Below are 711 nucleotides of genomic sequence, written 5' to 3'. Positions count from 1 at the left end.
GGCCGGCCGAGCGTCGGACGGTGTCACCGACCCGCACGACCGCGTTGACGTTGCCCCCGTCGAGGGTCTGCCCGGTGACGTCCTGGGTGCCTGCGCTTTCCATGACGTGATCGTCGCACCCGCGGCCGTCCTCGCCGTCGCGTGGCGGCGAGCACCCGCGCACGACGCCGGGACGACCTCAGGCGGGCGTCGCCGACCGCTCGACCCGCACGTCCGTGAGCGTCACGGGCGTCCCGGCGCGCAGCGAGCCGTGCACCTCGGCGATCGCGTCGACGTGCGCCACGAGGTCCCGCACCACGGCCTCCGGTGCAGGTGACGTGACGATCACGCGGTAGACGACGTCGTGTGCCGTCGCGCCGGGGGCGTCGAACCGCCCCCTCACCTCGACGTCGACCCCGTCGACCGGCACGGATCGCGCGGCCGCCTCGCGGTGGACGTCGTTGGTGAAGCAGGTCGCGAGAGCGAGGAACAGCAGCTCCCCTCCGCTCACGGCCGAGCCGGGCGCTCCGTCACGGCCGGGGACGTCGAGCGGGCGCGCCCGGCCGCCGGTCCCGACGTGCACCTCGTGCGCGTCGGCCGTGCTCCTGACGCTGGCGGTGTACTCCACAACGTTGCCCTCCGTCGTGACGGCGCCCGGTCCCGAGTGTCCTGCCGCTCCTGCCGCCGGGTCCAGCCCCGTCCCGGACGGCGTCAGATCCAGCCCCGGTCCCA

The 711-nt window shown here is 75.1% G+C and carries 1 protein-coding gene; it reads right to left on the bottom strand.

Features of this window, described 5'->3' with window-relative positions:
- Positions 1-178: 178 nt before the first annotated feature.
- The coding region (locus G3I71_RS45190) for an OsmC family protein (protein WP_203733022.1) at positions 179-711 on the bottom strand (533 nt) is incomplete at its 5' end.

Origin of the sequence: Streptomyces sp. SID12501, from assembly GCF_010550245.1 — a bacterium.
In the GTDB taxonomy this organism is placed as follows: domain Bacteria; phylum Actinomycetota; class Actinomycetes; order Streptomycetales; family Streptomycetaceae; genus Streptomyces.
Note: the sequence above shows the minus strand (reverse complement) of the source record. Positions and strands in the feature narration are given on the sequence as shown.